The 11,315-nt window shown below is 65.6% G+C and carries 13 protein-coding genes; 4 read left to right on the top strand and 9 right to left on the bottom strand.

The features are described from left to right. The 3 genes from B3E94_RS22620 to B3E94_RS22610 form a co-directional block, all read left to right on the top strand. The coding region (locus tag B3E94_RS22620; RefSeq protein WP_286915290.1) for an ATP-binding cassette domain-containing protein at positions 1 to 296 on the top strand (296 nt) is incomplete at its 5' end. Between the two features lie 13 nt (positions 297 to 309). Further along, the gene (locus tag B3E94_RS22615) at positions 310 to 1,587 is read left to right on the top strand and encodes a Zn-dependent hydrolase (protein WP_236193516.1); all 1,278 of its coding nucleotides are present in this window, start codon (positions 310 to 312) and stop codon (positions 1,585 to 1,587) included. Between the two features lies 1 nt (position 1,588). Continuing rightward, complete coding sequence (locus tag B3E94_RS22610) at positions 1,589 to 2,998, top strand: amidase (RefSeq protein WP_286915289.1); 1,410 nt, start codon at positions 1,589 to 1,591, stop codon at positions 2,996 to 2,998. Positions 2,999 to 3,160: 162 nt separating this feature from the next. On the opposite strand, the gene thiO is transcribed toward B3E94_RS22610, so the two are convergent. The 5 genes from thiO to B3E94_RS22585 are packed head-to-tail and all read right to left on the bottom strand — an operon-like array spanning position 3,161 to position 5,999. After that, on the bottom strand, positions 3,161 to 4,258 hold the full coding sequence (gene thiO, locus B3E94_RS22605; protein ID WP_286915288.1) for a glycine oxidase ThiO: 1,098 nt from the start codon (positions 4,256 to 4,258) through the stop codon (positions 3,161 to 3,163). Between the two features lie 53 nt (positions 4,259 to 4,311). Further along, entirely contained in the window at positions 4,312 to 4,701 is a 390-nt protein-coding gene (locus tag B3E94_RS22600) for a type IV pilin protein (RefSeq protein ID WP_176513836.1), read from the bottom strand. Between the two features lies 1 nt (position 4,702). After that, complete coding sequence (locus B3E94_RS22595) at positions 4,703 to 5,176, bottom strand: hypothetical protein (protein WP_286915287.1); 474 nt, start codon at positions 5,174 to 5,176, stop codon at positions 4,703 to 4,705. Further along, positions 5,173 to 5,820 (bottom strand): PilW family protein, encoded by a 648-nt coding sequence (locus B3E94_RS22590; protein ID WP_286915286.1) that lies wholly within the window; start codon positions 5,818 to 5,820, stop codon positions 5,173 to 5,175. Before B3E94_RS22590 ends, B3E94_RS22595 begins: the two co-directional genes overlap by 4 nt. Further along, positions 5,817 to 5,999, bottom strand: a complete 183-nt coding sequence (locus B3E94_RS22585; protein WP_286915285.1) for a prepilin-type N-terminal cleavage/methylation domain-containing protein — start codon at positions 5,997 to 5,999, stop codon at positions 5,817 to 5,819. Before B3E94_RS22585 ends, B3E94_RS22590 begins: the two co-directional genes overlap by 4 nt. 108 nt (positions 6,000 to 6,107) lie before the next feature. On the opposite strand from B3E94_RS22585, the gene B3E94_RS22580 reads away from it, so the two are divergent. Then, entirely contained in the window at positions 6,108 to 6,584 is a 477-nt protein-coding gene (locus B3E94_RS22580) for a GspH/FimT family pseudopilin (protein ID WP_286915284.1), read from the top strand. On the opposite strand, the gene ispH is transcribed toward B3E94_RS22580, so the two are convergent. Genes ispH through ileS form a run of 4 tightly spaced genes read right to left on the bottom strand, consistent with a single transcriptional unit; the run spans position 6,585 to position 11,268 of the window. Continuing rightward, complete coding sequence (gene ispH, locus B3E94_RS22575; RefSeq protein ID WP_286915283.1) at positions 6,585 to 7,532, bottom strand: 4-hydroxy-3-methylbut-2-enyl diphosphate reductase; 948 nt, start codon at positions 7,530 to 7,532, stop codon at positions 6,585 to 6,587. A gap of 14 nt (positions 7,533 to 7,546) precedes the next feature. Further along, a complete protein-coding gene (gene fkpB, locus B3E94_RS22570; RefSeq protein ID WP_012270371.1) occupies positions 7,547 to 7,984 on the bottom strand; it encodes an FKBP-type peptidyl-prolyl cis-trans isomerase in 438 nt (145 codons plus the stop codon). Next, a complete protein-coding gene (gene lspA / locus B3E94_RS22565; protein ID WP_176513814.1) occupies positions 7,977 to 8,492 on the bottom strand; it encodes a signal peptidase II in 516 nt (171 codons plus the stop codon). The genes fkpB and lspA overlap by 8 nt, the downstream gene beginning before the upstream one ends. Continuing rightward, a complete protein-coding gene (gene ileS, locus B3E94_RS22560; protein ID WP_414708172.1) occupies positions 8,485 to 11,268 on the bottom strand; it encodes an isoleucine--tRNA ligase in 2,784 nt (927 codons plus the stop codon). The genes lspA and ileS overlap by 8 nt, the downstream gene beginning before the upstream one ends. Positions 11,269 to 11,315: the final 47 nt, after the last annotated feature.

Below are 11,315 nucleotides of genomic sequence, written 5' to 3'. Positions count from 1 at the left end.
AGCAGCAGATGCTGGCCATCGCCCGCGCCCTGCTCAACGACCCCAAGCTGCTGATTCTCGACGAGCCCACCGAAGGCCTGGCGCCGGTGATCGTCGACGAGCTGGTGAAGATTTTGCGGCGGATCAAGGGCGAAGGCCTGTCGATCTTGCTGGTGGAGCAGAACCTGATGGTCTGCGACGCCCTCGCCGACCGCCATTACGTACTCGAACAAGGCCGCGTCGCCTACCAGGGCAGCGCCGCCCAGTTCCGCGAAGACCCGAGCATCAAGAACCGCTACCTGGCCCTGAGTGCCTGAAAGGAGAATGCCCATGAACACCCGCATCGATCCCTCGCAGCACCTGCTCGGCCAGGGCGCGCTGGCCAACCGCGAACGCCTCTGGCAATCGCTGATGGACCTGGCCCAGCTCGGCGCCACCGCCAAGGGCGGCGTGTGCCGCCTGGCCCTGACCGACCTCGACCGCCAGGCCCGCGACCTGTTCGTGCGCTGGTGCAGCGAAGCCGGCTGCACGGTCAGCGTCGACGCCATCGGCAACATCTTCGCCCGCCGCCCGGGGCGCAACCCGGCCTTGCCACCGGTGATGACCGGCAGCCATATCGACACCCAGCCCACCGGCGGCAAGTTCGATGGCTGCTACGGGGTGATGGCCGGGCTGGAGGTGATGCGCACCCTCAACGACCTGAACCTGACCACCGAAGCGCCGCTGGAGGTGGTGGTGTGGACCAACGAGGAAGGCTCGCGCTTCCCGCCGTGCATGATGGGTTCGGGGGTGTTCGCCGGTAAGTTCGGCCTGCAGGAAACCCTCGACAAGGTCGATGACCAGGGCCTGTCGGTGGGCGCCGAGCTGGCGCGTATCGGCTATGCCGGCCCGCGCGTGCCGACCGGGCACCCGGTAGGGGCGTACTTCGAGGCGCATATCGAGCAGGGCCCGGTGCTGGAAGACCAGCGCACCACCATCGGCGTGGTCCAGGGTTGCCTGGGGCAGAAGTGGTTCGACCTGGTGCTCACCGGTGTCGAGGCCCACGCCGGCCCCACGCCGATGCACCTGCGCAAGGATGCGCTGGTCGGCGCCGCCGAAGTGGTGGCGGCGGTCAACCGCGTGGCCCATGCCCACCAGCCGCATGCCTGTGGCACGGTCGGCTGCCTGAGCCTGCACCCCGGCTCGCGCAACGTCATCCCCGGCCAGGTGAACATGACAATCGACCTGCGCCACCTCGACCCCGGCCACCTGCAGGCGATGGTCGATGAGGTACGCGCGGCCATCGAAAGCAGCGCGGCCAGGCACGGCCTGCGCTTCGAACTGACCCCCACCGCCGACTTCCCGCCGCTGTACTTTGCCGAACAGTGCGTCGATGCCGTGCGCCAAGGCGCGCGCGAGCTCGGCCTGAGCCACATGGACATCGTCAGCGGCGCCGGCCACGACGCGATCTTCCTCGCCGAGCTTGGCCCGGCCGGGATGATCTTCGTGCCGTGCGAAGGCGGCATCAGCCACAACGAAATCGAAAACGCCGCGCCACAGGACCTGGCCGACGGCTGTGATGTGCTGCTGCGCGCCATGTTCCAGGCCGCCAACCAGGGAGCCCGTTGAGATGACCAGCAAGACCGCAATCGGAGCATTCACCGCCACCGAGCTGCTCGACCTGTACCAGCGCCGGCAACTGTCGCCGGTCGAGGTGGTCGACGACGTGCTGACGCGCATCGACCAGCACAACCCGGCGGTCAACGCCTACTGCCATGTCGACGCCGAAGGCGCCCGCAGTGCTGCCCGGGCCAGCGAGCAGCGCTGGCAGCGCGGCGAGCCCTGCGGCCGGCTGGACGGCGTACCGGCCTCGATCAAGGACCTGACGCTGACCTGCGGCATGCCCACGCGCAAGGGCTCGCGCACCACCTCGGCGGCCGGCCCGTGGGACGTGGATGCCCCGTTCAGTGCGTTCATGCGTGAGGCGGGCGCGGTGCTGGTGGGCAAGACCACCACCCCCGAGTTCGGCTGGAAGGGCGTGACCGACAACCCGCTGTACGGCATTACCCGCAACCCCTGGGACACGCGCCTGACCGCTGGCGGCTCGTCCGGTGGCGCCGCCGCTGCCGCCGCGCTGAACCTTGGCGTGCTGCACCAGGGCAGTGATGCCGGGGGGTCGATCCGCATCCCCTGCGCGTTCACCGGCACCTTCGGCATCAAGCCCACCTTTGGCTACGTGCCGCAGTGGCCAGCCAGCGCCATGACCGTGCTCTCGCACCTGGGGCCGATGACGCGCACCGTCGACGATGCGGTGCTGATGCTCGACTGCGTGGCCCGCCCCGATGCCCGCGACGGGCTGGCCGGCGCCGCCCGGCAGGCGCCCTGGCTGGGCCAGGAACAGGACCTCAGCGGCGTGCGCATCGCCTACAGCGCCGACTTTGGCTACATCCAGGTCGACCCGCAGATCCAGGCGCTGGTGGCGCAAGCGGTACAGCGCCTGGCGCGGCTGGGGGCGCAGGTGGAGGAAGTGGACCCGGGCTTCAACGACCCGCTGGAAGTGTTCAATACCCTGTGGTTCGCTGGCGCGGCGCGGTTGGCCAGCAGTTTCAGCGAACAACAGCGAGCGCAGCTCGACCCCGGGCTGCGCTGGATTGCCGAGCAGGGCGCACGCATCAGCCTGAGCGAATACACATTGGCGCTGGAGGCGCGGGCCGAGCTGATTGCCAAGATGAATGCGTTCCACCAGCGGTATGACGTGCTGGTTTCACCGATGATGCCGTTGGTGGCGTTCGAGGCGGGGCACAACGTGCCGCCGGGGTCGGGGATGGCGCAGTGGATGGAGTGGACGCCGTTCAGCTACCCGTTCAATTTGACCCAGCAACCGGCGGCGTCGGTGCCGTGCGGGTTTACTCGCGAGGGGTTGCCGGTGGGCTTGCAGGTGGTGGCCGGGCGCTATGCCGATGAGCAGGTGCTGCGGGTGTGCAAGGTGTATGAGCAGCATTATCCGAGCCGGCATCTGCAGGTGCCGATTACTGGCTGAGGCCACGTTGGCCCCATCGCCGGCAAGCCGGCTCCCACAGGGATAGCACCGCTCTCAAAGCATGTGCAGTATCTATAGGAGCATATGCTCCCTCCAAGGCCTGCGCTGTACCTGTGGGAGCCGGCTTGCCGGCGAATGGCCCGCACAGCGGGCCCGGCTATTTCAGCCCAAGCGCCCTGCCGGCGCATAAGGCGCCGGATCGATAATCGGCTCAGCCCCCGTCAAAAGATCAGCGAACAACTGGCACGAAGCCGGCGCCAGCACCAACCCATTACGGTAATGCCCGCAGTTCAACCACAACCCCTCATGCCCCGGCACCCGCCCGATATAAGGCACACCTTCAGGCGACCCAGGCCGCAACCCGGCCCAGTGCCCCACCACTTCGGCGCCCTCGAGCTCCGGCAGCAATTCGATCGCCGACGCCTTCAGGCTGGCCAGCGCCTCCTCGGTCGGGGTCTTGTCGTAGCCGGCGTGCTCCAGGGTACTGCCGACCAGAACATGCCCATCCCGCCGCGGGATCGCATAACGCCCCTTGGCCAGCACCATGCTCGGCAGGAAGTCCTCGGCGCACTTGAACAGAATCATCTGGCCCTTCACCGGCTCCACCGGCAATTCAAGGCCAAGCGTGCGCAGCAGGTCACCACTCCAGGCGCCAGCACTGAGCACCACGTCATCGGCCGGCAGCACACCCTCTTCTGTCTGCACGCCGGTGACACGCCCACCCTCTTGAGCAAAACCGGTGATCTGGCAGTGCTCGCGCAAGGTCACGTTGGGCAACGCCTGCAGCGCGGCCTTGAGCGACTTGACCAACCGTGGGTTGCGCACGTTGGCCACACCCGCCATGAAAATCGCCCGCTTGAAGCCCGGGCCCAGCACCGGCACGGCATCGTAGGCTGCCGAGATATCCACGGCGCTCAGCGGCCGCCCCTCGCGCTCGGCCCAGGCCAGGGCCTCGGCTTCGTCGTCCAGGTCGAGCCAGTACAGGCCGGTGGTGTGCACCTCCGGGTCGAGGCCGGTGCTGGCGAACAGGCGCTCGCCCAGCTGTGGATAAAAGTCCTGCGACCAGTGCGCCAGGGCGGTCACCGCCGGGCTGTAGCGCCAGGGGTACAGCGGCGAAACGATACCGCCACCGGCCCAGGACGACTCGCGGCCGACCTCGCCCTGGTCGCACACCACCACCTGCCCGACTTTCGCCGCCAGGTTGAACGCCGTCAGCAGGCCGATCACCCCGCCACCGACCACCACTACTTGCTTGCTCATCTGTCGATCCAACACCTGAAGTAAAACCGCGATGCACGGGCATCATTGAGCCTTCAGCTTCCCCAGCAGCGTTCAGCAGCCTCGACGCCGCCCGGATTACTGCGCACCAGCGCCTGGTCGAGCTGGTAGTCGCCACAGCGGTCATCGGCCATCAGGCCATGCGGCAAGCGTTGGGCGAGCAGCGTGAAGGTGTCGCTGCCGCGAATGGCCTGCAGGCGGTAATGGCGGTTGGCGACCGGCAATGCCGGATCGCCCTCGGCGTACTGGCCAGTGCGCACGCGATGCTGCTCAAGGCGCAGGGCGGCGTCATGCAGCAGGCCGACCGCTTCGTTGCGTCCGGCTCGCCGCAGCTGTTCGCTGTAACTGGGGTAGGCAATGGCTGCCAGAATGCCGATGACGGCCATGACAATCAACAACTCGATCAGGCTCAGGCCTTGCTGCATGTCAGTCTTCCCTCAGTCGCTGGCGCCAGAGGATGCGCCGGGGCGCCTGGGCTTGCGCGGTTGGCACGGCATAGACGGCTTCCAGCGCCTGCCTGGCTGGCAGTTGCCGGCTGACTGCCGTTACCCGGTACAGGGTGACGTGTTCACCTGCCGGCGTATGCGCGGCCTTATCCGTGACACCCAGGTTCTGTACTTGGTAGTAACCGTTCGTTGTGCTTTGCCACGGGCCTTGTAATTCATGAGGCCTCGGCGGTGGCAGGCAGCGGTCGCAAAGCGCGGGTGGGGCCCGCTGAAAAGCTGCCTCACCCGCCAGCAGTGCAGCCTCCGCCTGTTCGAATCCCAGCAAGCCATCGCGCATGGCGCCGGTCACCCGTGTTTCAACGAGCGCCTCGCGCAGGGCCGAGGCCGCCAGCAGGCTCAATAACAAGCTCAACACCAGCGCCAGCAGCAAGACCATGCCACGCTGACCATTCATGGCCCGGCCACCGGGTTGCGCAGCGTTACGCTCAGCGCGTGGCGCTGCTCAATCTGCAAGCTCGGGTCGTACATCGTCAGTTGCAGATCAACCCTCCCCCCTTGCGGGGTGGGTACAAGTGCTACACGCATTTCTTGAACATGGTCGACCAGAGACTGGCTTTGATCACGCCTTGTAAACATCAGCGTGGTGCCTGACAACGCATAGCGAATGCGGCTGATGGGGATTGCCATGAGTTGGTCTGTGCCCGGGTAGCGCCCGCTTTCTACCCTCGCCTCGCGGCGACAGTCTGTCAGCAGAGTCCAATCAGCTGGGCCGGTATGCCCAGGCAACTCGGCAACCACCAGGCTCAGGCTGGCCGGGCCGATCTCCAGCGGGCGGGCGAAGGCCTGGCGGGCACTCGGCACATTGAAGTCACCCGCCTGCAGCCGCAGGCAACCGAACATACCGGCCAGCCGGATATCCTGAGCCATGCGCAACAACGCCAACCGGGCATCATCCTGCAAGCGCGATGCCGCGCCCTGCAGACGCCAGCTCTGGTGGGCGGAGGCAAACAGCTGACTGGTCGCCGCCAGCTGCATTAGCCCGAAGGTCAGGGCAAGCGTGGCTTCGAGCAAACCAAAACCGCTTTGACGACGCCTCATTCGCGGCGCCTCTCTCGCTCGCTGTGCTGCACCATCGCCGTATGCCCATCGCGACGCGCATTGTCGAAGGCCTGCAAGGCCTTCAGTTGCAATGCTGCTGCGGCAAAGATACCCACAGCCACCACCGATACTGCCAACAACACTTCCAGAAGCGTCATGCCCTGCTGCTTATCGTGCATCCCTGCATCCCCACGATTTTTCCTGCAACTGCCCTGATCTTGTTCGACTGGACCTCATGTCCAACGACCGTGAAGCTACAGCGAAGCACTTCCAAGGAGGAATGCACGGTGAAGCAACGAGGGGTAACACTGATACAAATGATGTGCGCCCTGGCCATTGCCGCTTTGCTGACACAGCTCGGCATGCCGGCCTACACCAGTTGGAGCGATGACCTGCACAGAGCGGCCGCAGCCCGCGACTTGTCACAGGCACTGCGCAGCGCACGCAGCCATGCGCTGCTGCAGGGCCAGCCAGTGTTGGTGCAACCGTTGGAAAACGATTGGGGAAAAGGATGGCGCGTAAGGCTCGACAGCAATCAGCAGCTACTGCGCGAACACCGCCTTGCACGCCCGGTGAGAATCGCGAGCAATACCGGTGAGCAGGTGAGGTTCAGTGCGTTGGGCATTCCGCTGAGGTACACCAACAACTTCCAGAGCGCGACGCTGGAAATTTGTGACAGCCAATATCACGTCGTACTGGCAAAAACCGGCAGGATAAGCCTGCGCACGGGAGAACGAAAAGCCCCCCTGTGCGCAGGTTACTGATCAGATCAGCGAGCGAACCCGCAGCTCTTTGGGCATGGAGAACGTGATGTTCTCCGGGCGCCCATCGAGCTCTTCGGCGCCAGTGGCGCCCCAGGCCTTGAGCTGGTCGATCACGCCACGCACCAGCACTTCGGGCGCCGAAGCACCGGCGGTGATGCCGATCCGCGCGGCCTCGTCGAACCAGCTGCGCTGCATGTCCTCGGCACCATCGATCAGGTAGGCCGGGGTGCCCATGCGCTCGGCCAGCTCGCGCAGGCGGTTGGAGTTGGAGCTATTCGGGCTGCCCACCACCAGCACCACATCGCACTCGTCAGCCAGTTGCTTGACCGCATCCTGGCGGTTCTGGGTGGCGTAGCAGATGTCGTCCTTGCGCGGGCCACCGATGTTCGGGAAGCGCGCACGCAGGGCATCGATGACGCGGCTGGTGTCGTCCATCGACAACGTGGTCTGGGTGACGAAGGCCAGGTGGTCCGGGTCGTTCACCTGCAGCTTGGCGACATCCTCTTCGTCTTCGACGAGGTAGATGGCGCCGCCGTTGCTGGCGTCGTACTGGCCCATGGTGCCTTCGACTTCCGGGTGCCCTTCGTGGCCGATCAGGATGGTTTCGCGGCCATCGCGGCTGTACTTGGCCACTTCGATATGCACCTTGGTGACCAGCGGGCAGGTCGCGTCGAACACCTTCAGGCCACGCCCGGCGGCTTCCTGGCGCACGGCCTGGGAAACGCCATGGGCGCTGAAGATGACGATGACATCGTCCGGCACCTGGTCCAGCTCTTCGACGAAGATGGCGCCGCGGTTGCGCAGGTCTTCCACCACGAACTTGTTGTGCACCACTTCATGGCGCACATAGATCGGCGGGCCGAAGACTTCCAGCGCGCGGTTGACGATCTCGATCGCCCGGTCGACCCCCGCGCAGAAGCCGCGTGGGTTGGCGAGTTTGATTTGCATGCTCGGCTCCAGGCTTACAGGGCCTTCACCTCGAGGATCTCCACCTCGAAGGTCAGGGTCTTGCCAGCCAGTGGGTGATTGAAGTCGATGGTCACCTGGTCGTCATCGAACGCTTTGACCACACCCGGCAGCTCGGTGTTGGCGGCGTCGTTGAAGATGATCAGCAGCCCTTCGGACAACTCCATGCCCTCGAAGTTGGACCGTGGCATGACCTGCACGTTCTGCGGGTTGGGCTGGCCGAAGGCATTCTCCGGCGCCACCACCACGGTGCGCTTGTCGCCGGCCTTGAAGCCGAACAGCGCGCTCTCGAAGCCAGGCAGCAGGTTGCCGTCACCGACCTTGAAGGTGGCCGGGGCCTTGTCGAACGTGCTGTCGACGGTGTCGCCGTTTTCCAGGTGCAGCGCGAAGTGCAGGGTGACTTCGGTGTTCTGGCCGATACGGGTGTCAGTCATGGACCGGATCCTCGGACTTCTTGCTCTTGAACATATCCAGCGCCAGCATCACCGCACCAACGGTGATGGCGCTGTCGGCCAGGTTGAAGGCCGGGAAGTAATGGGTGTTCTTCCAGTGCACCAGGATGAAGTCGACCACGTGGCCAAGCACGATGCGGTCGTACAGGTTGCCCAGCGCACCGCCCAACACCAACGCCAGGGCCACCGCCAGCCAGGTCTCGCCGCGCCCCAGGCGCTTGAGCCAGACCACCAGCACGCCACTGACCACCACGGCGATCAGGGCGAACAGCCAGCGCTGCCAGCCGGCGCCGTCGGCCAGGAAGCTGAATGCCGCGCCAGTGTTGTAGGCCAGGGTCCAGCTGAAGTAGTCGGGAATGACCACGATCTGCTGGTACATGCTCAAGGCGTTGTTGAAATACAGCTTGCTGGCCTGGTCGAGGACCAGGACCAGCAAGCTGAGCCAGAGCCAGGCAAGGCGCCCGAAGCGCCCCGCTGCAGGGTTAGGCATAGTGGCGCACCTCGCCCGAGCCGCTCAGGTTGTCGACGCAACGGCTGCAGATTTCCGGGTGCTCCGGGTGGCTGCCGACGTCGGCGCGGAAGTGCCAGCAACGGCCGCACTTGGCATGGCCGGACTTGACCACTTTGAGCTTCAGGCCTTCGACTTCGGTGGCCACGGCATCGGCCGGGGCCTGGGCGAACGGCACCACGCTGGCGGCGGAGGTGATCAGCACGAAGCGCAGCTCATCGCCCAGTTTGCCCAGGTCGGCGCTCAGGCCTTCTTCGGCGAACAGGGTGACTTCGGCCTGCAGGTTGCCGCCAATGACCTTGGCGGTGCGCTGGTTTTCCAGCTCCTTGTTGACCGCCGCCTTGACGGCCATCACACGGTCCCAGTACGCACGGTCCAGCTCGGTGCCTGCGGGCAGCTCGCTCAGGCCCTGGTACCAGCCGTTGAGCATCACCGACTCGTTGCGCTCGCCCGGCAGGTACTGCCAGATTTCGTCGGCGGTGAAGGCCAGGATCGGCGCGATCCAGCGCACCAGCGCTTCGCTGATGTGGTACAGCGCGGTCTGGCAGGAACGGCGGGCGACACTGTTGGCGCCGGTGGTGTACTGGCGGTCCTTGATGATGTCGAGGTAGAAGCCACCCAGCTCCTGCACGCAGAAGTTGTGGATCTTCGAGTAGACGTTCCAGAAGCGGTATTCGCCGTAGTGCTCTTCCAGCTCGCGCTGCAGCAGCAGGGTGCGATCAACCGCCCAGCGGTCCAGGGCCAGCATGTCCTCTGGGGCCAGCAGGTCGCGGGCCGGGTCGAAGCCGGACAGGTTGGAGAGCAGGAAGCGCGCGGTGTTGCGGATACGCCGGTAGGCATCGGCGCTGCGCTGCAGGATCTGCTCGGAAACAGCCATCTCGCCGGAATAGTCGGTGGCCGAAACCCACAGGCGCAGGATGTCGGCACCCAGGGTGTTGTTGACCTTCTCCGGCTCGATGGTGTTGCCCAGCGACTTGGACATCTTGCGACCGCTTTCGTCCACGGTGAAGCCGTGGGTCAGCAGCTCGCGGTATGGCGCGTGGTTGTCGATGGCGCAACCGGTCAGCAAGGAGGAGTGGAACCAGCCGCGGTGCTGGTCGGAGCCTTCCAGGTAGAGGTCGGCGACCGGGCCGGTGGCGTGGCCGATGTCGTGCGAGCCACGCAGCACGTGCCAGTGGGTGGTGCCGGAGTCGAACCACACGTCCAGGGTGTCGCTGATCTTGTCGTACTGGCCGGCTTCTTCACCCAGCAGTTCGGCGGCGTCCAGCTTGAACCAGGCCTCGATGCCCTCTTGCTCGACACGCTTGGCCACCGCTTCCATCAGCTCGACGGTGCGCGGGTGCAGCTCGCCGCTCTGCTTGTGCAGGAAGAACGGGATCGGCACGCCCCAGTTGCGTTGACGCGAGATGCACCAGTCCGGGCGGTTGGCGATCATCGAGTGCAGGCGCGCCTGGCCCCAGGCCGGGACGAACTTGGTGTCTTCGATGGCCTTGAGCGCACGCTCGCGCAGCGGCTCGCCGGTGCTCGGCTGCTTGTCCATGCCGACGAACCACTGCGCGGTGGCGCGGTAGATCAGCGGGGTCTTGTGGCGCCAGCAGTGCATGTAGCTGTGGCTGATGGTTTCGGTGTGCATCAGCGCACCGACTTCGCTCAGCTTCTCGACGATGGCCGGGTTGGCCTTCCAGATGAACTGGCCGCCGAAGAACTCCAGCGACTCCACGTACACGCCGTTGCTCTGCACCGGGGTGAGGATGTCGTCGTTGACCATGCCGTAGCGCTTGCAGGTGACGAAGTCGTCCTCACCATAGGCCGGCGCGGAGTGGACCACGCCAGTGCCGGCGCCCAGCTCGACGTAGTCGGCCAGGTAGATCGGCGACAGGCGGTCGTAGAACGGGTGGCGGAAGTTGACCAGCTCCAGGGCCGAACCCTGGGCGGTGGCGAGCACCGTACCTTCCAGGTTGTAGCGCTTGAGGCACGACTCGACCAGCTCTTCGGCCAGCACCAGCAGGCGCTCGCCGGTGTCGACCAGGGCGTACTTGAACTCCGGGTGGATGTTCAGTGCCTGGTTGGCGGGGATGGTCCACGGGGTGGTGGTCCAGATCACGATGGCGGCGGGCTTGGCCAGCGCTGGCAGGCCGAAGGCGGCAGCCAGCTTGTCGGCGTCGGCGACCGGGAAGGCCACGTCGATGGTCTGGGACTTCTTGTCGGCGTATTCGACTTCAGCCTCGGCCAGGGCCGAACCGCAATCGAAGCACCAGTTCACAGGCTTGAGGCCCTTGAACACGAAACCTTGCTTGACCATCTCGGCCAGGGCGCGGATTTCACCGGCCTCGTTGGCGAAGTTCATGGTCTTGTAGGGGTTGTCCCAGTCGCCCAGCACACCCAGGCGGATGAACTCGGTCTTCTGCCCTTCGATCTGCTCGGCGGCATACTCGCGGCACAGCTCGCGGGTGCGGTCGGCGGTCAGGTGCTTGCCGTGGGTGACCTCGACCTTGTGCTCGATCGGCAGGCCGTGGCAGTCCCAGCCCGGTACGTAGGGCGCGTCGAAGCCCGACAGGGTCTTGGAGCGGACGATCATGTCCTTGAGAATCTTGTTCAGCGCATGACCGATGTGAATCTTGCCGTTGGCATAGGGCGGGCCGTCGTGCAGGACGAACTTGGGACGATCCTTGCCAATCTCGCGCAGCTTCCGGTACAGGCCAATGCTGTCCCAGCGCTGCAGAATCTGCGGTTCGCGCTGAGGCAGGCCGGCCTTCATGGGGAAGGCGGTGTCCGGAAGGTTAAGCGTGGCTTTGTAGTCGGTCA

Source organism: Pseudomonas sp. UBA6315 (genome assembly GCF_002438125.1).
Classification (GTDB): Bacteria; Pseudomonadota; Gammaproteobacteria; order Pseudomonadales; family Pseudomonadaceae; genus Aquipseudomonas; species Aquipseudomonas faucium.
The sequence above is the reverse complement of the archived record's forward strand: the minus strand, read 5'-3'. Positions and strand labels throughout refer to the sequence as shown.

Bases quoted from the DNA above. Each gene is read 5' to 3' on its own strand.
- B3E94_RS22615 (WP_236193516.1), top strand. From the start codon at position 310: ATGAACACCCGCATCGATCCCTCGCAGCACCTGCTCGGCCAGGGCGCG.
- B3E94_RS22610 (WP_286915289.1), top strand. From the start codon at position 1,589: ATGACCAGCAAGACCGCAATCGGAGCATTCACCGCCACCGAGCTGCTC.
- thiO (WP_286915288.1), bottom strand. From the start codon at position 4,258: ATGAGCAAGCAAGTAGTGGTGGTCGGTGGCGGGGTGATCGGCCTGCTG.
- B3E94_RS22600 (WP_176513836.1), bottom strand. From the start codon at position 4,701: ATGCAGCAAGGCCTGAGCCTGATCGAGTTGTTGATTGTCATGGCCGTC.
- B3E94_RS22595 (WP_286915287.1), bottom strand. From the start codon at position 5,176: ATGAATGGTCAGCGTGGCATGGTCTTGCTGCTGGCGCTGGTGTTGAGC.
- B3E94_RS22590 (WP_286915286.1), bottom strand. From the start codon at position 5,820: ATGAGGCGTCGTCAAAGCGGTTTTGGTTTGCTCGAAGCCACGCTTGCC.
- B3E94_RS22585 (WP_286915285.1), bottom strand. From the start codon at position 5,999: ATGCACGATAAGCAGCAGGGCATGACGCTTCTGGAAGTGTTGTTGGCA.
- ispH (WP_286915283.1), bottom strand. From the start codon at position 7,532: ATGCAAATCAAACTCGCCAACCCACGCGGCTTCTGCGCGGGGGTCGAC.
- fkpB (WP_012270371.1), bottom strand. From the start codon at position 7,984: ATGACTGACACCCGTATCGGCCAGAACACCGAAGTCACCCTGCACTTC.
- lspA (WP_176513814.1), bottom strand. From the start codon at position 8,492: ATGCCTAACCCTGCAGCGGGGCGCTTCGGGCGCCTTGCCTGGCTCTGG.
- ileS (WP_414708172.1), bottom strand. From the start codon at position 11,268: ATGAAGGCCGGCCTGCCTCAGCGCGAACCGCAGATTCTGCAGCGCTGG.